The organism is Leptolyngbya sp. CCNP1308 (genome assembly GCF_034932455.1).
In the GTDB taxonomy this organism is placed as follows: domain Bacteria; phylum Cyanobacteriota; class Cyanobacteriia; order Phormidesmidales; family Phormidesmidaceae; genus Nodosilinea.
Genome location: NZ_JAYGIH010000046.1, coordinates 12,230 through 30,789 on the forward strand (window position 1 = coordinate 12,230; position 18,560 = coordinate 30,789).

An 18,560-nucleotide genomic window follows, 5' to 3' on the forward strand; every position below is an offset into this window, starting at 1 on the left:
CTAGATCCACCCCGGCAGCAGCCAGCGGCGGTGGAGCGACTCTAGCGAGAGGGGAGTGCCGAGGTAGAGGGGGAGCCAGAACCAAAAGCTGAGGGCGATCGCGCCCAGCAATACCAGCGCCAGGGGGCGATCGCGCGGGTTTTGCCACCACTGCGCCATCAGCCAGGCCAGCCCCAGGGTGCTAAATGCCGCCATGGCCATGGCGTGGTACAGAAACGTGCAGCGGCTGACCAGCGCCCAGGGTAGCCAGTTGGCGAGGTAGTTCAGCAGAATAAACAGCACTACAGAATTGCTGGACGACCCAACCCAACGATTTTCCCCAGAAACTTGTCGGCTCAGCCAGCCCAGTCCTAGAGCTAGCACCGCCGCCGTCCCGAGCCACCACAGCACCGGATTGCCCATGGCGTGGATGGTGGTGGCCATGCCTGCGCTGCGTTCGTAAAAATAGGCCACCGGGCGCACCATCAGCGGCCAGCTGTGCCAGGGCGAGCAGTAGTCATGGCCCGCCCCCGCCCCGATCGCTTGGTGGGTAGACCAAAGCTGCTGGTGAACGCCCACCAGCGATTCACCGGTCAGCGCCAGATGGGGCAGCCACAGCAGCATATAGGTAGCCAGAGGAATTACGCCCAGGTAAGCTAGCCGCCAGTGCCAGGGGAAGCCCCTCATCCCCCAGCCCCTTCTCCCTTGGGGAGAAGGGGAGTCGGAGGAAGCTTCAAAGTCCCTGTCCCCTGGGGGGAGGGATTTAGGGAGAGGGCCGTCCCCATCGCCTGTGAAAACTTCCCACAGCAGCAGGCCCAGCCAGAACCCGGCCCAGTTCCACTTCACGCTGACGGCGGCCCCCAGGGCGATCCCCGCCAGCCAGCGCCAGCGCGAGGGCTGCTGAGCCTGACCCGCCCTAACCCAGGCCCACTGCCCCAGCAGTCCTAGGGCCAGCCCGTAAATATTGATCAGCGCCAGGCGCGACTCTACTAGGGTCAGCCCTTCCATGGTCATGAGCGATCCGGCCAGCAGGGCGAATCGGTGCTGACGTAGAGTGAGAGGATCCCCCCTGCCCCCCTTAAAAAGGGGGGTAATGAACTGCTTCAACGTTCTCCTTTTTATAGACGCTTGCGGCTTCCCGTAGGGTAGGGAGGATTTAGGGGGATCCTCCACTGCTGTTGACAACCGATCGCCCCCATAACCGTGGTGAATTGCCCCCAGATCCGAGGCCAGGGCCGACAGCAAAACGGGGATCGCTGCTCCGACCACCGCATTCAGCCAGCGAAAGGCGAGGGGGCTGACCAAAGTGCCCTCCACCTCTAGCATCGGCCAGCCCAGCCAGGCGGCGGGCCACTGCCCGAGCCAAATGCCCAGGGCGATCAGGTATTTGGCCAGGGGTGGGTGGGCATCGAAGCTGGGCGTTCTCTGTAAATAGTCGATCGCGAAGGGAACGTAGTAGACCTCATCAAAGACTAGCCCCTGGATGTGGCCCAGGCCAGCGAGGCGCAGGCTGAGGGCGATCGCCCCCAACCCCAGCATCCAACCCCAGAGAGGCATCCGACGAATCACTATTGCCCTTGGGCAGCCATGCGCTGCTGCATGCGATCGCGGAATGCCGCCAGATCCCTCGCTGTAGGTTGAGTCGCCTGCCAAGCGGGGCGATCCATCAGGCGATCGGTCCAAGCTTGCAGGGTGGGGTAGTTGGCCATAGGCAGCCCCAACTGCTCAAACCAGGGGGCAAAGGTGCCCGCCACCACATCCGCCAGGGTGAGCTGGTCGCCGCAGAAAAAGGGGCCATCCCCCAGCTTGTCAGCGTAGAACTTGAGCACGACTTCAGCCTTTTGCTTGGCCTGGGCGATCGCCTCTTCAGACTCTTGGCCAAAGCCCATCATCTGTTTGGTCAGCGGGTTGATAGCGGGTACCAGCTCATTCACCGTCACCATTTCAACCATGCGCATTGTGGCGATCTCCTCGGGCGTGGTCGCTAGCAGCGAGGGCGTGGGGTACTTAGCCTCTAGGTAGTCCAAAATGGCGAAGGATTCGATTGCGGTAAAGCCATCGTCGACCAGCACCGGAATGTGGTGAAAGGGATTGAGCGCCAAAAACTCAGGCTGAAACTGCTCTCCCCCCATGCTCATGGCCCTTTCCTCAAAGGGCAAATTCTTCTCCAACAGCGCCACCCAAACTCGGCGAGAGTTGATCGACAGCGGGGTATGGTAAAAGGTCAGCATTGTTAATCCTTGCCTCAAAATCTCACAGTTCTGTGATCTAGCATTTCACAGGAAGCCTGCGCTCCATCCATTGATTTAGCCGTAATGAGTTACGTTCGCCCCAACATTGCTGCGATGGCCGCCTACGTTCCGGGAGAACAGCCCCGCCCCGGCTCAGGCGCGATTAAGCTCAACTCCAACGAAAACCCCTACCCGCCTTCGCCCCAGGTGATTGAGGTGCTGCGGCACTTCGGGGATGAGCTGCTCAGGCGATATCCTGACCCCTTTGCCCGCGATTTTTGCCAGGCGATCGCCGAGGTTTTAGGCATACCGGCAGACTGGATCATTGTGGGCAACGGCAGCGACGATCTGCTGAATCTTTTGGTGCGCGCCTGTGCCGACGATGCGGCCCAGCAAATTGTCTACCCTACGCCGACCTACGTGCTGTATCGCACTCTGGCGGCGCTGCAACCTGCCACCGTGGTCGAGGTTCCCTATGCCGACGATTTTCGGTTTCCGCTCAAGGAGCTGGTGGCTGCCCAGGGGGCGATTACGTTCATCGCGACTCCAAATAGCCCCTCGGGCCACATCGTGGCGCTGTCCGACCTGCGAGACTTGGCGCAGCAGGCTCCGGGCCTGGTGGTTGTGGATGAAGCCTACGTGGATTTTGCCGAGGTTTCGGCGCTATCGCTGGTGCAGGAATTCGACAACGTTGTGGTGCTGCGTACCCTATCGAAGGGCTATGGGCTGGCGGGGCTGCGGTTGGGATTCGGCATTGCCAACCCGACGCTGTTGGCTGAGCTGTTTAAGGTCAAAGATAGCTACAACGTGGATGCGATCGCGATCGCCCTAGGCACAGCAGCCATGCGCGATCAGGCCTACAAAAACGCCTGCGTCGCTAAGATCAAAGCCTCGCGGGCGGCGTTAACCAAAGAACTGCGACAGCTAGGGTTCACCGTGCTCGATTCCCACGGCAACTTTGTCTTGGCCACGCCGCCCCAGGGCAATGCAGATCGTTCTAGTGCGGAGCGTCTGTATCTGGCCCTAAAAGAGCAGGGCATTTTGGTACGCTACTTCAAACAACCCCGGTTAGACGATAAGCTGCGAATTTCGGTGGGCACCGAGGAGCAAAACCACGCGCTAATCGCCGCTCTAACCCGGTTAACCCACGCTGCGTAATGCGCCATGACTGAACCAGGGACTGTTTATATTATTGGCTGGCGAGGCTACTCCAGCCACCGAAATTATCGCTCAGCCAGGCCGGAGCGGTGGGCACTGGTCTCTTAAGAGGAGATGAATATACGGCAAGGGTTATAGACAATTGGCCCAAAATCTCGAAAATGCTTGTCATGCAAGGCTTTCAGCTATCCATCACCGATTAGCAGACCAATGCCGGGAAATGCTACTGCGATGTCAACGTCAGGGTTTGATTGGGCTCAACCACGACTACCCGCTGGGCGGTGGTATTGCCAATAATTGCCCCGGCAGCCGCACCGCCGAGGATGCTGCCCACCGAAACCCGCCCGGTCAAAATGCCACCCACGGCAGCACCGCCCGCCGCCCCAATGCCGGCATCGGTGAGAATGGCTCCGGTGTTGGTTTGCCGAGGGTCTTTGATGTCGCGCAGCAGGTCAGAAATGGCATTGACGGCATAGACCTGGTTGCCTACTTCAACGGCAGTGGCCACGTAGCGCACCCCGCCCTCAGCGGGCTCAAACCGACCGCGCACAATGGCCCCGGCGGGAATGCTGCGTCCGTTGAGGTTGGTGGCAGCCCCGACCTGGAGGGTCTTCTCGACCGTGGCATCGGTGTTGAGGTAGAGGGTCTCGCTGTTGGGGGTGATGGCCTGAATGGGCGACGACACAAACAGCTGGGCCTGGGCGATGGGGGCTTGCCCTAGGGCAACGACGGGCACAACCGTCAAGGTCAATGCGGCTAAGTGACTGATTTTCATCACAATCTCCAGAAACAGGCTTAAAAATGTGGGGATTCCCGCTTTGTGGGACGATCGCAGGGGAGAGTGGTAGGGTAGCTGAGGTCTGCTCGCTCCATGCTTAACCTCTAGTTTTTGGACGAGCCGCCCCTTGAGATGTTCCTGTCGGTTGTTAGCCGCTGTCACCTATGGAATCTACCGCTGAGTACACCTGCGCCTTTTGCGGCGAGACCAGCACCACCTTTATCGATCTCTCTGCCGGGCTCACCCAGGCCTACATCGAAGACTGCCAGGTGTGCTGTCGCCCCAATCAGTTCTACGTCACGATAGATGATGTCTCTTTGGCCATCGAAGTTGCCACTGACTATGTGGAATAAGGGGCGATCGCCCCGCATTCTCAGGCGCTTCTGTGTTGCCTGGGCAGTTCGTGGCCACCGTCTTCAGTATGCTGGGCTATAGCCGCGATCGCCCCAGTCATGCCCATGCCCGCTCCGCCGCTGTCGCCGTCTTCTGCCCCTAAAACTCGGCTCAATAGACTGCTCTATGCACCGGCCACAGAGTTTGTGCTGATTGGGCTAATTTTGCTGTCGGTGGGGCTGATTTTTGTGGAAATTGGCGGTGGGGGCGATCGCCCTAGCTATCGATCCCTGCTGCATCTACAGGCGGGGCTGACGGCCGTGTTTTGGCTAGAGCTGGGTCTGCGCTGCTGGGCCTCCAACAACCCAAGACGATTTTTGCGCCTGTACTGGGTGGATGTTCTGGCGGTCATGCCCTTTCCGATCCAGGTGCCGCTGCTGCGGCTGCTGCGACTGCTGCGGCTGCTGCGGGCCAGTACCCTACTCAACCGTAACCTGGTGCGATTTTTTCCCACCCTGGCGGTCAGCCTGGGGCCGCAGCTGGGGGTACTGTCAACCATTGGGGTGCTGTTGCTAATCGGGTCGTCTGGCCTCTACCTGATTGAGTCAGGCGACAACCCCAACGCCGACACACTGACCAAAACCTTTTGGTGGAGCCTGTTTACCCTGGTAGCCTCCGAGCCGATTGGGGCCGAACCCTCTACCCTGATGGGGCGGGTTTTAGTGCTGATGCTCATGATTGGCGGGTTAACGCTCTTTGCGGTGATGACTGGCCTGGTCTCTGCCATCATGGTGCAGCGGCTGCATTCTGCCATGGAGTTTCGCACGATGGAACTAGATGAACTCTCGGGCCACACGGTGATCTGCGGCTGGAACCGCAACGGTGCCCATGTGGTTGAAGAAATGCTGTTTGACCCCGACATGGAGCACAGCGCCATTGTGGTGGTAGCCGAGTTTACCGAAACCCCCGAACAGGCCCTCCAGCACCTCAACCGCTCTAAGCTCTACTTTCACTCCGCCGACTACACCCGCACGGATGCCCTGCGAACCGTGGGCATTGCCCAGGCAGCCCGAGCGATTTTGCTGGCCGATACCTCGCGCCCCCGCAGCGATCAAGACATCGATGCCCGCACGGTACTGGCTGCGCTCACCATCGAAAAGCTCAACCCGGCGGTGTATACCTGCGCCCAACTGCTCGATCGCCTCAACGATGTCGAACTTAAGGCCGCCGGGGTAGACGATGTGATTGTGGCCGACGAAATCACCAGCCACATTATTGCCACCTCGGCCCGGGCCCAGGGTTCGGTGGAGGTGTTGGCAGAACTGCTGACAGTGCAGGTGGGCAACCAGATCTACAAGGTGCCAGTGCCGTTATCGTGGGTAGACTTGCCTTTTTGGCAGGCGGTAGACCGCATGAAGCAGCGCCAGGACGCCCTGCCCATTGCCGTAGAGGTGGGGCATCCCCAGCGCCGCACCCTAGTGAACCCCCCGGCCAGCTATCGATTGGCCCCCAAAGATCATCTGGTGGTCATTGCCCGCAAAATGCCGACGATCATTGAAGACTGAAGCGTTTTATATCAAATCCGAATCACACAACCCCAATTCCCAACCGGCAAAACCGTAGGGCCAAATGGCATTTGCCCAGAGGAATCGGGGGTAGCCAAGTAGGATTTAGTATTAGCCTTAAAAAGGTTCGCATATTCAGCCTTGTCAACTGGCCAACTCGTTGGTTCGACGGGGAAACTTGTCTCTACCCCAACTGCTGCTGCCGTCTACGGGGCAGATTGCGATCGCTCCATTCCATAAAAAGCCCCACCGGTTAACCGGCGGGGCCAGAGGGAAACAGCTCCCTGTCTGTGGGAAGGAAAAGTGGCCTAGAAAGTCAGCTGCGCCTGCATGTTGAAAATGAAAATATCAGGGTTGGTGCTGAAGTTGTTGGGGTTCATAATCCAGTAGACCGAGGGCATGAGGGCGATGTTTCGGTTCACCGGGTAGCGGTAGACCAATTCAACCTCCTGCTGTCGGCCCCCGTCCCCCCCGCCCGACACCAAAAACTGGCGGCCGTTGATCACGCTAAAGGGCACCAGGTAGGAAATGGTCGCCTGAGCCCCTTCCTTAAACAGGTTGGGGAAAGCCATGCCAAACTGTAAGGACTGGGCATCAATGCTGCCGATGCCAGCCTGGGTGGTGGCCGATGTCAGCCCAACGCTGCCGTAGCTGTAGCGGCCAAACAGCCCGAGCCAGGTCAGCGGCGTCCAGTCAAAATTGACCAGAAACGTGTCGGCGGGGGCATTGTTGAGCCGTCCGCCTGCGCCGTCGTCGGCCAAACCGTAAATGGGTTCGCCAAAGGTGCCGCCAATCCGACCCAGGGCGTCGGGCATGAGGTTTGAGCGGGTGTACAGCAGCCGCAGGTTAAAGTTGTTGAAGGGCCTCAACCCAATCTGGCCAGTGAGGGTGCTAGTGCCGCCAAACAGACCAACACTAGGGTCAGTGGGGGCCTTGGGGCCACCGATAAACTCGGTGTCTTCGGCCAGGTAGCCGACCCGCACATCGAGCCAGTCGGTCACGTTCCAGACGGCGATCGCCCCGGCCCCTCGGTCTACGGCATTGACCTGGGTGCCCCCGCTGGAGTTAAAGCTGTTGGCCCCGGTCAAGAAAAAGGTGTAGCGGTTGTTGTCAAAGTAGCTGTACCAGTTGATGCGGGGGCCAATGTCAACGGTGACGCTGCTGCCGATCGGAAAGGCGTAGCTCAGCTCCCGCAGGTAGACGCTGTAGGCGTTGCCCGCCGGTACCCCGGTTTGAAACTGAATCGGGGTGCCAAAGGTGTTGAACAAACCCGCCGAGGTCCAGAAGTTGCCGGGGCCAGTGCCGCTGCCGGTGACCAACTGGAGCTTGAGGCGATCGGCTCCGCTAAAGGAGGTGTCAAAATTCATCCACAGGTAGCTGCCCACGTTGACGGCGGGGTTGCCAGGAATGCTGCGGGTGGCCGGTACCCCACCAACCCGAGTGCCCGTCTCGGCCAGCACCGTACCATTCGAAAAGCCGCCGCCCATATTGAAGAAAGCCTGACCCCGCAGTTTGGTCACCGTGGAAAACTGCTGGGCCCGCAGCTGAGCGGTTTCGGCCTCAAGCTGGTCAACTCGACCGCCTAGGGTGGCCAGTTCAGCGGCAAACTCCTCTTGCAGACGGCGAATGGTGGCCAGATCTTCTTCAGAAATGCCGGTGCCCAGGGTGCTAACAACCACATCTAGACAGGCGTTGAGGCCCGCAGCAAACTCATAGCGGGTAATGCTGCGCTGCCCCCGAAAGGTGCTGTCGGGGTAGCCCTGGATGCAGCCGTAGGTTTCAACTAAATTGCTGAGCGCCTGAAAGGCCCAGTCGGAGGGCGACACATCAGAAAAATCGGTAACTCGGGTTACCTGGGCCAGGTCATCGCCTGTCTCGGGTTGAACGACAGCGTCAGTGTCTAGGGCTGCTTCCAAGTCGCTAAACCGCATTGTGAAAACCGCTTCAGCAGAGGGCTCCGCTGAAGCCTCTGCAATCACCTGACTAACCAGGGCAGGTTCAGCAATTGGAGTGTTGGGCAAGGGGGCAACCGCCTCCATTATTGGAGAGGTTGGGGCAAACTCAGCCACTGGCGATGACTCTACTAACGCCGTTGTAGTCAGCGGTTCTGCCTCAACTTCAGCCAAAACCCCACTTGCCGCAGGAATCGATTCGCTCTGGGGCTCGCCTAGGGCTTGAGAGCGTGGCGTTTCTACGGCAAGTGCCGGAGTAGCCGCAGACAAGAGTGACGCCGCTACCACAAAGCAAAATTGTCGATTTAGCAGAATCAAAGGATGCTTGAAAACACCCCAGCCAGACTTCTTCAACATATCGGACTCCTCACACCAAAAAACTCACAATGAGAATTTATCAGTGTATTTAAGGCGACGTTATAGCCTAGACAACACTTTAGTAAAATGATTGCTCTAATCAGCTCCTAATTTTCCATTTTCTCGGGATAAATCGCCTTTTTCTGCTTCAGCCTTTCTATTAAAAGGGCAAATTCAATACAAAGACTAGCGCTGCAATCAAGTCTTCTATCTCTAATCCAATCTCATTTCCCCAAAAGCCAAAATACCGCAGGTCTTCACACTATCTAAGAAGGAAGATCTGCGGTATTGATTTTGATAAGCCTTCTGATTCTAAAAGGGAAATCCTGTTAGTTTCTAGGCTTGGGTCATTTCAGGCGAAGAAGCTTCGACTTTGACTTTGGGGCGACCCGGCAGAAACGTATTCAGCAGAATCGCTGTCAGACCGCCAGTAGAAATTCCTGAAGAAAAGACGTTCTTGATCAGCGGTGGCTTATCAGCGAAAATCTCAGGGGCATAGACTACGCCTAACCCCAGAGCCAAGGTCACGGCAACAATAACTGTTGAGCGCCGGTCTAGGCCCGACGACGCCACAATGTTGAGTCCCGCCACGGCAATGGAACCAAACATTACCAGGGTAGCCCCACCGAGCACAGACTGAGGAATAACCTGGAAGATGCCGCCCACAATTGGCACTAGACCCAGGATGGCAAAAATACCAGCGACGTAGAAGCCCACGTAGCGGCTACCCACCCCAGTCATTTGAATCACGCCATTGTTTTGACTAAATGTAGTGTTGGGGAAGGTATTTAGGATGGCAGCGATCGCCGAGTTAACGCCATCGCCAAGTACCCCGCCTTTGATGCGCTTGAAGTAGAGAGGCCCCGAAACCGGCTCGCCAGAAACAGCGGAGGTTGCGGTCAGGTCACCAACGGTTTCAATTGCCGTGATGACGTAGAGAATAACGAACGGAGCAAACGCAGCAAAGTTGAAATCTAAGCCGAAGCGCAGGGGTAAAGGCAAGCGAATCAGAGGCAGACTGCTCAGAGAACTGAAGTCAACTAAGCCCAGTACAATAGAGACGATATAGCCCACTATCAGACCGATGGCGATCGCCCCCATCCGCAGAAAACGATTGGTGGAGAGAGTGAGAAATACCACGATCGCCAGCACCAAGCCGCCCAGGGCCAAATTCTGAGTACTGCCAAATGTCTCACTTTGAAGCGCAGGAGCACCTCCAGCAAAACTGAACATACCGGTCTTGATCAAACTTAGACCAATAATCATCACTACCGAACCGGTTACCACAGGAGTAATAATTTCTTGCAGCAAATGCAAGAACCGGCTGAGCATAATCTCGATCGCAGAGCCAAAAAAGCAGACGCCAAAAATCAGCGCCAGAGCCTGTTCAGGGGTGCTGCCAGAGGCGATCGCGGCGGTACCAACCCCAATTACTGGACCTAGAAACGCAAAGCTAGTGCCCTGCAAGCTCAGCAGACCAGAACCCACAGGACCAAACTTTCGGCACTGAATAAACGTACAGATGCCGCTGGCAAACAGCGACATACTAACAATGATGCCAGTAGTCTCAGGGGTAGTACCAAGGGCTGCGCAGATCAACAGGCCGGGGGTAATAATGCCGACAAATGCAGCCAAAACGTGCTGTATAGCAACGAATATTGCCTCCCCAACCGGCGGCTTGTCGTACAAGCCATAGAGTAACTGTGACTTCAAGCCATCAGTAGCAACTGCCACCTCTTGATCAACAGTACTGTCGTAGTCTGCCTGTGCCATGTACCCTCCAAAAATGGTTTTTGTAAAACGTTCGGTTTTCACGACCTAACAAAGGATTACAACCAGCAGCGAGTTTGGTTGTTTGATTGGATACAAATAAAAACCCATCGCCGCCGCGCGTAGCAGAACTTAAAGAAACTCTACGCCTTCCCCTGAAAACCGCCGTACTTGACCAAAACCGTACCTAGGTGCAAGACCAAATGCATACGGTGCACTGTATACATTTTCTCCAAACCGTTATAGGTCAAAGGATGGGTGGATTCTGTAGTCGAGAGCACAGGATGGGCCAGTGCTGGGGAATACCCCTGAAAGCTCCAGGAAATCTATCCTAGGTGGGTTGTGATGAGATCTATATGCCTTCAGATGAGAAATGAAAGAGTATTCGAAGCCACAAAATGCCGCTGTCCCTGCCGCTAGGATGGGGCCGTAAGGCGGTTATCAAACGCTGGACTAATCCACAACTACCGTCTTGAGGCGCTAAAAATCTATGGTCAAGGGTTTGGGGAAATTTCTGGGGGCGTGCCTACTCTGCTGGCTGTGTTTGCCGCTGTTGAGCTCTCCAGCCTGGGCCGATAAGGTGACTGAGCCCATGGTTTTTGATGCCGACGCCGGGGCGATCGCGGTAATTTCCCTTTACGAAACCAGCCCCACAACCCAGGCCGATGCGGTGAAGTCCTTCTACAAAATCAGCAAGTCGTTCTACAAAGCCATCCCTGGATTCTATGGGTTAGCCCTTTTCTCAAGCGGCGATGGGGCGCGGGTTATGGAACTCACCCAGTGGCAAGACCAGCCCAGCTACGAAACTTTTCAGGCATCCCTGGCTAGCGGTGGTGGCGCAGAAGACTACAGCAAATATTACGAAAAATACGCTGGTGCTAAGGGTGGTAAAGACAAAGGAAAGTCTAAGGACGACGAGGTAAGCCTGGGTGAGCCCTTTTTGACCGCCACCTTCGCCATTGATCAGGTTGTATCGCCGCCGGGTATGGTGTCTGCTATCCCTGGCAGTATGGCGCTGGTACAGCTAAGCGATATGGCCGCCGATACCCCTGAGCAACAGATCGAGCTAATTGAGGCCGCCAAAGCTACCCTGGCCGGGTTGTCCGAGTTGTATCCCTCACCCCGCACAGCCGTACTCCTGCGGGGGATTGATACCTCCCACATTGCCCTGCTGGCCAACTGGGGCAGTGCGGCAGAGTTTAGCGATCTCGACCAGGTACCCAAGCTTGCCCTAGCGGCTACCGAAGACGAAGCGGTTGCTTTCACGACAGATAGCCATCTTTACCAGACGGTTAAGGTGATTACCCCAAAAGCTGAAAAGTATGGCAAGGGGTAATACCGTTAATTCTGCTACGGACGGCGGGCAGCCCCCGCTCAATGATGGGCAAGAGGCCGTTAGCGGTGTATCCCTATGGGCGAATCGACTGTTCATGCCAGCGAGGACCATAGGGCTGAAAAATCCAAGCAGACTTTGATCAATTTACTAGGCTGGTTTCAATCCCTTATTTCTGTACGTTTAGATACTTAACCATGGTCGCGAGTTCTCCTACTAAGTCTGCATTTAGCTTGGGCAGTTACCTGCTCAGCGATGGCCCGGCGGGGTTTATGCTGAGCTGGGTGGCGGGGTTTGTGGATACCTCTGCGTTTATTATTTTGTTCGGCATTTTCACCGCCCACGTGACGGGCAACATAGCCCTAGCCGGCTATGAGTTCGTGCAGTCAGATGAAGAGTCAACCATTACTCACCTGCTGATGTTTCCGGCATTTATGGTGGCAGTGGCGGCCACCTCATTGCTAGCCCGCTATGCTCGCAAAAAGCAGTGGCCAGTATTTGCAGTGTTGCTGACGGCAGAGGCGATCGCCCTCACCATTTTCTTAATCGTAGGCGTTACTTTCTCCCCAGCGCTGATGTTTGACATTCAGGAAGAATACATTTTGCCCATCGGCATTTCGGGCGTCATTGCCATGGCCATTCAAAATGCCTTGATGAAAGAGGCTAAGGGGGTATTTAAGAGTTATATTCCAACCACCGTAATGACGGGCAACACAACCCAACTCACCATCGACCTAGTACAGATTGCAGTGTCAAAACTTGCCCCAGCCGGTGACGAGAAAGCGGCTTTAGCCTCCGCTGAAGCGACAGAACGACTGGGGAGAATCCTGCCGATTTTGGCAGGATTTGCCCTCGGCGGTTTGGGAGCTACCTACTTTGTGTTAATTTCTGAAACCTGGTGGAGCCTAGTGATACCTGTAATTGTGATATCGTTTATGGCAGTTATTGCCTTTTCTGAGCACTTCAAAACAGTTAGCAACGAAGGCTAATGGCCCCGCCTGAGCAGACTTGCTCAATAACGTTTAGCTTAGCATTGTGTTAGATAGTACGGAGATTACCCAAGCATGTTACGAGAGTTGTTAGCCGTTGTTCTGTGCACCTTAGTCACCCTATCCCTAGGGTCTCAAACCGCCAGCGCTAATCCACTGCCGTTTTCGATACCGTTTTTTAACGACATGGAGCTGACCTCTGGACAAGAAGCTCTCATAGAAGAATTGAAGTCGAAATACGTGCCCGAAATTGAGAGTATTCTCTTTCCTGAACAGCGAGAAAAATTTGAGCAATCGATTCAGGATGGTCTGAGCCTGCGCAAAGCCTTTAAATCCATGGCGCTAACAACGCAGCAAAAAGCGGAACTATCGGCCACGATGAAGACCGTGCCCAAGGGAGCGCTATTCGCAGCCCTCACCCCAGAGCAAAAGAAAGAGGTCTTCATGAACAAGAAGGAGATGTTTATGCCCACTCCTGAGGAAATTGCTGAGAAGATTAAAATCGGCATGGAGAGCAAGGCGATGTATGCCCCCGATGCTCCCGGCTCTGAAACAGCCCTCACCCCTGATGAGATTGCTGAAAAGGTCAAGCTGGGCTTTGAGAAAAAGAAAGAATTTATGCCCAGCATAGAGGAAATTAAGGAAAAGATTTCCGCCAAAATGGAAGCGTTGACCGAGTAGGTTGAGGCTAGTTGAACTGGGTATTCATAATTTTCTTGAGTTAAGGCAGGGGCTTTTGGGCCTCTGCTTTTTTATCAAATTTTGCCAAGGCAATGGTCTGGCGGGGTCGAGAAATTCCCCGGCTCAGCAGCAGCCCTTCGATCCGCTGTAACAATTCAAAGTCGGCCTCTGGCAGGGCTTCACCCTTCTCTAGCGCTAGGTCGGCCCGCAAAAAATCAAACGCCCTTAAAAACTGGTCTGGAGTAGTGACAATGGGAGCCTCCAGGTGGGCTGGAACAATGCGCTCAAACTGCCAGGTGGCGACGGCCGTGGCCCAGGCTAAGACCTCCTCTGGCCCTCGGTTAAAGATCAGGGTCTTAAGAATTGGGGCCACCTGGAGCTGCCCGCCCTGGTGCAGCGCCGCGAAAGATTCTGGCCAGTCGGGCCGCCAGCGAAAGGGATAGAGGCCGAAGTAGTGCTGGCGCGATCGCACCGGAGCCTGCTTTGCCTCTTGCCACATTTCCCCTGTCGTTGCCACATCTAACGTGCTGGGGCGAAAGTAAAAGGCAAACAGGGCAATGCGCTGCCAGCCCTTGCGACGGTTGGCCGGAGTATCGACGATCGCATCGGCAGCAGTATCGCGGGCGTGAAACAGCAGCGGAAACGGGTCGATCTGCACAATCGCAGGTGGCTCCGCCGGAATCGCCACGATCGCATCGGTCAGCATCAGCGTCCGGCTAGCCCGATGGAAGCAGGCGGTTTCGCCAAACGGCCCCAGCCCCAGATTGATCGGGGGCAGCAGGGCATAGTCAACCTGGTCAAAAAAGGGAGCCTGGGCGCTGTCGGCGGGCAGCAGGTGGGTGCGATCGCGCGGCAGCCCCAGCCAGGGCAGCGGCAAATTGAGCGGAAAGCTCCACTGGTTGGGCGTCACATACACCTGGGCCTGGGGAAATTTGCGGGCAAAGGGGCCAACAAACACCTTGTGCTCAATCCCCGTCACGGTAGACATAACAATGTATTTCACCGGGCCGTAGCGGGCCTCTAGCTCGCGCACCAGGGCAATGCACTCGGGCGTCGGGGCCACGGGAGAATAGACCAGCAGGCCCGTGGGCTCTAGCCGCACCACCGTCATGCGAATGGGCACCACCACGTAAAAAATGCCCTGGAATTGCTCAAAGGTCCACACCTGGTCTTTGATCACCTCAACCCGCTGGGTGGGTCGCTGCCCGTAGGGGTAGAGGGGCACCAGGGGCCAAAAGGGCCAGGCCTGGTCGCGGCGACGCAGTGAGGGGGCAGCGGTGACGGTTGACATAGGGGCTCGGCGGCAATCCCTGAGAATAAATCGATAGTAGTCATAGCCTACTAAAGAAAGCGGGTTCAGGGGAATCGAACCAAATTCTCAGGGGGCTATCAGCGGGGCTGCGGGCAGATACGTTAAGTTAAATAAAACGAGGCGCTGCCAACCGCACGACTGGCAATTGTCAGACCTCACGACCTCCTACTGTTACCGCCATGAAGCGACGCAGGCTACTGGAAGCGGGCACCGCCGTTGTGGGCGGCACCTGGCTTTTGAGCAATTTCACCGCAGAAGTTTTCTCCAACCAACCGGATACTATGGCCACTACCAACGAGCAATTTACCGTCAACAAAACCGAAGACCAGTGGCGCGAGCAGCTCACCCCCGAGCAGTTTCGCGTGCTGCGCAAGCACGGCACCGAGCGGGCGGGTTCTAGCCCCCTCGATAAGGTCTACGAACCTGGCACCTTTAAGTGCTCGGGCTGCGGCACCCCGCTGTTTACCTCCGACACCAAGTTCGACAGCGGCACCGGCTGGCCCAGCTTCTACGCGCCGATCGAGGGGGCGATCGCAACCACCACCGATCGCTCTTTCTTTATGACCCGCGTGGAGGTACACTGCGCCACCTGCGGCGGTCACCTGGGCCACGTCTTCCCCGACGGCCCCGCCCCCACCGGCCAGCGCTACTGCATGAACGGCGTCTCGCTAGAGTTTGTGCCTGAAGAAGCCTAGGCAAACGTTTCTACGGCTCTAAGCTAGTCATCGCCCTGCTGCTCTAAACGGCAAGCGGGGCTTTTGTATTTTGAGGAACGCCAGGCTGCCGTCATCAATCGCCCACGGCGCAAATCCCTACGCCTTCCAGCCCCCGTTCAACCGGCAATCGAGTACAAATTTCTTTGAGTAAATCCAGAAATGCAAAGGCGGCAGGGGTCAGTAGCGACTCCTTCAAAATTGCTACGCGAATAGTGCGAACCAACGGCACTGGTAAAGCATAGACGTGAACACCCTTTGGCGTGGGCTCTATAGCCAACCGGGGACTAATCGTGGCCCCCAGCCCCTTGGCCACCATGCTGACGATGGTGGCATCTGAGCGCACGTGGTATTTGGGCGTTAGCGTAACGCCGTGTTTGGCGCAGTGCTCGTAGACCAGGCCATCGCAGAGATCTCCTTCAGGAGCCATCACTAGGGGATAGGCGGCCAAATCATCCCAGGCGATGCCCTCGATTGGGGAGCAAAAGTCAGGGGGAAAAAGCACCACGAAGTCGTCTTGCACCAGATCCCAGGTCTCTATATCGTCACTAGGCGGCAGGTAAGTCATGGCTAAATCAACCCGACCGCGACGCAAATCCTCTTCGGCCTCTGGGCAATCGTCATACTCGGCAATGCGCACGGCGATCGCCGGATAGCGGCGGCAAAATTCAGCGATCACCTCCGGCAGTAGGTGAGACGCCGCGCTGCGAAAGGAGGCAATGCGGACATACCCCCCCTCCAAGCCCTTCGCCAAATTGGCCTGTTTCACGACATCATCCAGCAGGTGAGTGATGCGGCGGGCGCGATCGACGATTTGCTCGCCCACCGGCGTCAGGTGAGCCCCCTGACGCCCCCGAGTCAGCAGCACCACGCCCAGCTCATTTTCCAAAGCCCCGATCGCATAGCTGACGGCCGATTGAGACAGCTGGAGCCGCAGGGCCGCTTCGCTGAAACTGCCCGAATCGGCGATCGCAATGAGTGCGTGCAGGTATGACAGCTTGGGATAATTTGGGAGACTCAGCCCCATAGGTTAATCCTTGATGATGTTTGGGTGGCCCTAAATTGCGCCGCTGCAGAGTGTTTGAATTGTCGCAGACCTGACGGCCAACGATGGCGATCGTTCTATCAAATTGACTGATAGAAGCCTTCAGCGCATTGTTTGGCCAACTCCACCCCTGTCTTCTACAGTGAGCCATCGTGACACAACGGTTTACTGCGATGACGGCTTTTGCAACGACTCATCAGAAAGGGACAGTCCTGCTGCTGCTCATCACCGTCATCTGGGGCACCTCATTCCCGGTGCTAAAAGACACGCTCGGCAGCGTTCATCCAGCGGTGCTGATCGCCGTTCGATACAGCATTGCGGCGATTGCTCTTTTACCCTGGCTGCGGCGCGTGAGCCGTCAACTATTACGGGACGGTGCCCTGCTGGGGGCCATATTGTTTGCGGAAACGGCCTGTGCGCTAACGGGCTTAGACACTATTTCGGCCAGCCGATCGGCCTTTATTATCGGCCTCAACGTCATTGTGGTGCCGTTTCTGGGTGTCCTGATGGGCAAACAGCTATCGAGGCGGGTTCTGGCGGCGGCGGGCTTGGCAGCCATGGGCATGGGTGCCATGTCTTGGGACGGCGGCGGCCTCAGTTTGGGCGATGCGCTGACGCTGGCTTCAGCCGTGGGGATTGCGGTATACATTGTGCTGCTGGGGGCGATCGCACCCCGGCACCCGTCGCTATCTCTAGCTGCCGTACAAATCTGGACCGTCGTGGGGCTGGGGGCGATCTGGGCTTTACCAGAGGTGCTCCACCAGGGCCTGGGGGTTAGCGATCGCATCCCCGAACTGGTGTATCTAGGGCTAGTCGTCACCATTGGCCCTCTCTGGGGGCAAGCCGCAGGTCAGCGGTGGGTTCCGGCCCATGAAGCAGCCCTGCTCTACACGCTAGAGCCGGTTTTTGCCACCGGCTTCTCGATAGTGCTGCTAGGCGAAGGCCTGAACCTGAATGGCGCGATCGGGGCAGCCTGCATCTTGGCGGCCACGGTGGTAAGCCGGGTCAACCATAGCGCTTAGCCCAATCGCTGCCACTCCACAGCACGCTACTGGGCAGTTCTTCGGCTTAAAGCCGTTGGGCTCTACCCACTAACAAGCGTTGCGAGGCGGCTTTCGTCAATCCTAACCTCGGTCTTCAGGCCCAGAAGGGCACGTTCCGAGCCGTTTACTCCAGTTGCCAAGCAAATTACCGCAAGCGCCGAGTCATTTGCTCTACCTGCCGAGCAACGAACACGCTACGCCAGGTAGTTTGCTCGAAGCACCGAGTAATTTACTCGGAACGCCGAGCACTTTTCTCGAAGCACCGAGTGATTTACTCGAAACGCCGAGTGTTTTTCTCGAAGCGCCGAGCAATTTACTCGAAACGCCCAGTAAATTACTCGGAATGCCAAGGTATTGCCCCAAAAACCCGACTTCTAGGCTGGGTAAAGCGCAGCGTACCCAGCATCTTTGCCGGACTCTGGGCAGGTTGGGCACTGGCAAGGCCCTTTGCTCAACCTGTAAAGCTGAAGCCCCAATCAGCCAGCTTAGGCAAGATTGATCGGGGCTTTTGGTTGCAATTCTTGTAACCCCTGACTGTCAGATCAATCTAGCTCTCTAAAATGAGACAGCAATCACAATAAGTCAATTACAAGAGTTTAAGGAGAAAGCTATGGGTAAGCGATCGCTATGGCAGTATGGGCTAGCCGCCGGTGCCAGTCTACTGGTTTTGGGTGGGGTTTCAGCTGTAGATGCCGACACAGCAGACCGAGGGTTGGCCCAGGCCGAGGCAGATTTTGCCCTGCCTGAGGTCTGGCAACCCGCCAGCGAAACCGACCAGGCGCTGATCTGGCACTTTGTGCTGCAAAGCCCGATGGGAATTGCGGCGCTGAACCAGCTCGCTATTGAAGGATTCATCAGCCCCGTGTGCGAAAAGACTCTGTACACTCACGCCGAGTACGAATCATTTCAAACGTTGCTCCAAGTACAGTGCCCCACACCGGGCGGTGTTTCTACTGCGCGAGCCTACGACGAAATGCGCGTTACCTTTAACCGCTTTGAAGACACGATCAACGATTTCTCAGTGGAGCGTGTCTACACTGACTAATTGCCCCCGATAGCCCCGCAGGAACAATGGCCGTTGAATACGTGAACCGCAAGCAGAAGACATACTATCTCCACGAAGGAAAAACTAAAACTGGCAAACCTAAGTACTTTTTCTCCATGAAGGCGGACGGTGCCCTAGTAGATGTCATGCCTAAGGATCGTGGATTGAATAAGGTGTAATACTGCGGGTTGGGCTCCTAAGCTAGAGAGGTAGCGAGAGGAGCGGATAGATGATCACCCCCTACCCTGCCCCAATTGAAGCTCAAATGCAACGGTA

The 18,560-nt window shown here is 56.6% G+C and carries 16 protein-coding genes; 9 read left to right on the plus strand and 7 right to left on the minus strand.

Annotated elements, in window-relative coordinates:
• On the minus strand, positions 1 to 1,536 hold the full coding sequence (locus tag VB780_RS13620; protein WP_323351706.1) for a phospholipid carrier-dependent glycosyltransferase: 1,536 nt from the start codon (positions 1,534 to 1,536) through the stop codon (positions 1 to 3).
• Between the two features lie 11 nt (positions 1,537 to 1,547).
• Positions 1,548 to 2,210, minus strand: coding sequence for a glutathione S-transferase family protein (locus tag VB780_RS13625; RefSeq protein ID WP_323351707.1), 663 nt, complete (start codon positions 2,208 to 2,210; stop codon positions 1,548 to 1,550).
• 84 nt (positions 2,211 to 2,294) lie between these two features.
• Between VB780_RS13625 and hisC the strand changes: the two genes are divergently transcribed.
• Positions 2,295 to 3,368, plus strand: a complete 1,074-nt coding sequence (gene hisC / locus VB780_RS13630; RefSeq protein ID WP_323351708.1) for a histidinol-phosphate transaminase — start codon at positions 2,295 to 2,297, stop codon at positions 3,366 to 3,368.
• Positions 3,369 to 3,591: 223 nt separating this feature from the next.
• On the opposite strand, the gene VB780_RS13635 is transcribed toward hisC, so the two are convergent.
• Positions 3,592 to 4,143 (minus strand): hypothetical protein, encoded by a 552-nt coding sequence (locus VB780_RS13635; protein ID WP_323351709.1) that lies wholly within the window; start codon positions 4,141 to 4,143, stop codon positions 3,592 to 3,594.
• Between the two features lie 167 nt (positions 4,144 to 4,310).
• Between VB780_RS13635 and VB780_RS13640 the strand changes: the two genes are divergently transcribed.
• Together VB780_RS13640 and VB780_RS13645 are read left to right on the plus strand one after the other, a co-directional pair.
• Positions 4,311 to 4,499, plus strand: a complete 189-nt coding sequence (locus tag VB780_RS13640; protein ID WP_323351710.1) for a CPXCG motif-containing cysteine-rich protein — start codon at positions 4,311 to 4,313, stop codon at positions 4,497 to 4,499.
• A 105-nt stretch (positions 4,500 to 4,604) separates the two neighbouring features.
• On the plus strand, positions 4,605 to 6,044 hold the full coding sequence (locus VB780_RS13645; RefSeq protein WP_323351711.1) for an ion transporter: 1,440 nt from the start codon (positions 4,605 to 4,607) through the stop codon (positions 6,042 to 6,044).
• Between the two features lie 308 nt (positions 6,045 to 6,352).
• Here the strand turns inward: VB780_RS13645 and VB780_RS13650 are convergent, their stop codons facing one another.
• Positions 6,353 to 8,353 (minus strand): iron uptake porin, encoded by a 2,001-nt coding sequence (locus tag VB780_RS13650; protein WP_323351712.1) that lies wholly within the window; start codon positions 8,351 to 8,353, stop codon positions 6,353 to 6,355.
• Positions 8,354 to 8,689: 336 nt separating this feature from the next.
• Entirely contained in the window at positions 8,690 to 10,126 is a 1,437-nt protein-coding gene (locus VB780_RS13655) for a uracil-xanthine permease family protein (RefSeq protein ID WP_416349233.1), read from the minus strand.
• A gap of 589 nt (positions 10,127 to 10,715) precedes the next feature.
• Here VB780_RS13655 and VB780_RS13660 point away from each other — a divergent pair.
• From VB780_RS13660 to VB780_RS13670, 3 genes are all read left to right on the plus strand, one after another.
• Positions 10,716 to 11,459, plus strand: a complete 744-nt coding sequence (locus tag VB780_RS13660) for a hypothetical protein (RefSeq protein ID WP_323351713.1) — start codon at positions 10,716 to 10,718, stop codon at positions 11,457 to 11,459.
• 194 nt (positions 11,460 to 11,653) lie between these two features.
• A complete protein-coding gene (locus VB780_RS13665; RefSeq protein WP_323351714.1) occupies positions 11,654 to 12,445 on the plus strand; it encodes a YoaK family protein in 792 nt (263 codons plus the stop codon).
• A 186-nt stretch (positions 12,446 to 12,631) separates the two neighbouring features.
• Positions 12,632 to 13,126 (plus strand): hypothetical protein, encoded by a 495-nt coding sequence (locus VB780_RS13670; RefSeq protein ID WP_323351715.1) that lies wholly within the window; start codon positions 12,632 to 12,634, stop codon positions 13,124 to 13,126.
• Positions 13,127 to 13,166: 40 nt separating this feature from the next.
• On the opposite strand, the gene VB780_RS13675 is transcribed toward VB780_RS13670, so the two are convergent.
• Positions 13,167 to 14,417, minus strand: a complete 1,251-nt coding sequence (locus tag VB780_RS13675; protein WP_323351716.1) for a DUF4336 domain-containing protein — start codon at positions 14,415 to 14,417, stop codon at positions 13,167 to 13,169.
• 200 nt (positions 14,418 to 14,617) lie between these two features.
• Here VB780_RS13675 and msrB point away from each other — a divergent pair, with 200 nt between their 5' ends.
• A complete protein-coding gene (msrB, locus tag VB780_RS13680) occupies positions 14,618 to 15,133 on the plus strand; it encodes a peptide-methionine (R)-S-oxide reductase MsrB (protein WP_323351717.1) in 516 nt (171 codons plus the stop codon).
• A gap of 94 nt (positions 15,134 to 15,227) precedes the next feature.
• On the opposite strand, the gene VB780_RS13685 is transcribed toward msrB, so the two are convergent.
• Positions 15,228 to 16,178, minus strand: a complete 951-nt coding sequence (locus VB780_RS13685; protein WP_323351718.1) for a LysR family transcriptional regulator — start codon at positions 16,176 to 16,178, stop codon at positions 15,228 to 15,230.
• A 191-nt stretch (positions 16,179 to 16,369) separates the two neighbouring features.
• Here VB780_RS13685 and VB780_RS13690 point away from each other — a divergent pair, with 191 nt between their 5' ends.
• Both VB780_RS13690 and VB780_RS13695 read left to right on the plus strand, forming a co-directional pair.
• The gene (locus VB780_RS13690; RefSeq protein WP_323351719.1) at positions 16,370 to 17,218 is read left to right on the plus strand and encodes a DMT family transporter; all 849 of its coding nucleotides are present in this window, start codon (positions 16,370 to 16,372) and stop codon (positions 17,216 to 17,218) included.
• A gap of 631 nt (positions 17,219 to 17,849) precedes the next feature.
• Entirely contained in the window at positions 17,850 to 18,284 is a 435-nt protein-coding gene (locus VB780_RS13695; protein ID WP_323351720.1) for a hypothetical protein, read from the plus strand.
• Positions 18,285 to 18,560 lie beyond the last annotated feature (276 nt).

Coding starts and splice junctions, on each gene's coding strand:
- VB780_RS13620 (WP_323351706.1), bottom strand. CDS start 1,536: ATGCCTCTCTGGGGTTGGATGCTGGGGTTGGGGGCGATCGCCCTCAGC.
- VB780_RS13625 (WP_323351707.1), bottom strand. CDS start 2,210: ATGCTGACCTTTTACCATACCCCGCTGTCGATCAACTCTCGCCGAGTT.
- hisC (WP_323351708.1), top strand. CDS start 2,295: ATGAGTTACGTTCGCCCCAACATTGCTGCGATGGCCGCCTACGTTCCG.
- VB780_RS13635 (WP_323351709.1), bottom strand. CDS start 4,143: ATGAAAATCAGTCACTTAGCCGCATTGACCTTGACGGTTGTGCCCGTC.
- VB780_RS13640 (WP_323351710.1), top strand. CDS start 4,311: ATGGAATCTACCGCTGAGTACACCTGCGCCTTTTGCGGCGAGACCAGC.
- VB780_RS13645 (WP_323351711.1), top strand. CDS start 4,605: ATGCCCGCTCCGCCGCTGTCGCCGTCTTCTGCCCCTAAAACTCGGCTC.
- VB780_RS13650 (WP_323351712.1), bottom strand. CDS start 8,353: ATGTTGAAGAAGTCTGGCTGGGGTGTTTTCAAGCATCCTTTGATTCTG.
- VB780_RS13655 (WP_416349233.1), bottom strand. CDS start 10,126: ATGGCACAGGCAGACTACGACAGTACTGTTGATCAAGAGGTGGCAGTT.
- VB780_RS13660 (WP_323351713.1), top strand. CDS start 10,716: ATGGTTTTTGATGCCGACGCCGGGGCGATCGCGGTAATTTCCCTTTAC.
- VB780_RS13665 (WP_323351714.1), top strand. CDS start 11,654: ATGGTCGCGAGTTCTCCTACTAAGTCTGCATTTAGCTTGGGCAGTTAC.
- VB780_RS13670 (WP_323351715.1), top strand. CDS start 12,632: ATGGAGCTGACCTCTGGACAAGAAGCTCTCATAGAAGAATTGAAGTCG.
- VB780_RS13675 (WP_323351716.1), bottom strand. CDS start 14,417: ATGTCAACCGTCACCGCTGCCCCCTCACTGCGTCGCCGCGACCAGGCC.
- msrB (WP_323351717.1), top strand. CDS start 14,618: ATGAAGCGACGCAGGCTACTGGAAGCGGGCACCGCCGTTGTGGGCGGC.
- VB780_RS13685 (WP_323351718.1), bottom strand. CDS start 16,178: ATGGGGCTGAGTCTCCCAAATTATCCCAAGCTGTCATACCTGCACGCA.
- VB780_RS13690 (WP_323351719.1), top strand. CDS start 16,370: ATGACGGCTTTTGCAACGACTCATCAGAAAGGGACAGTCCTGCTGCTG.
- VB780_RS13695 (WP_323351720.1), top strand. CDS start 17,850: ATGGGTAAGCGATCGCTATGGCAGTATGGGCTAGCCGCCGGTGCCAGT.